This window comes from Campylobacter portucalensis (assembly GCF_009690845.1).
Classification (GTDB): Bacteria; Campylobacterota; Campylobacteria; order Campylobacterales; family Campylobacteraceae; genus Campylobacter_B; species Campylobacter_B portucalensis.
The window spans coordinates 1-283 of the sequence record NZ_VWSJ01000091.1 but is presented as its reverse complement, the minus strand read 5'-3'; the positions used below and the strand labels follow the sequence as shown (position 1 = coordinate 283).

Sequence of the window (283 nt, the reverse complement as noted above, 5' to 3'; positions counted from 1 at the left end):
GACTATATAGTAAATACCAAAGGAAGAGATCATGATGATGATGCACCTGATAACTACATCAGACACTCAAATTGGCATGAAGATGTAAATATCCAAGGGATTGAAGTAGAGCTTGACTACGATATTGGATGGTTTTTTACAAACATATCTTACGCTCGCCAAAAAACAGATCAGCCTCTAAATTTCACCGATGCGAGTCCTAATGTAAATACATCCGCCAATAAAACTATGTATACACAAGGATACGGCTTAACAAAACTCACAATGTTACCAAGAGATTACG

1 protein-coding gene is annotated in these 283 nt (G+C 36.7%); it reads left to right on the top strand.

Annotated elements, in window-relative coordinates; genetic code table 11:
• The coding region (locus tag F1B92_RS08985) for a hypothetical protein (RefSeq protein WP_229771006.1) at positions 1-283 on the top strand (283 nt) is incomplete at both ends.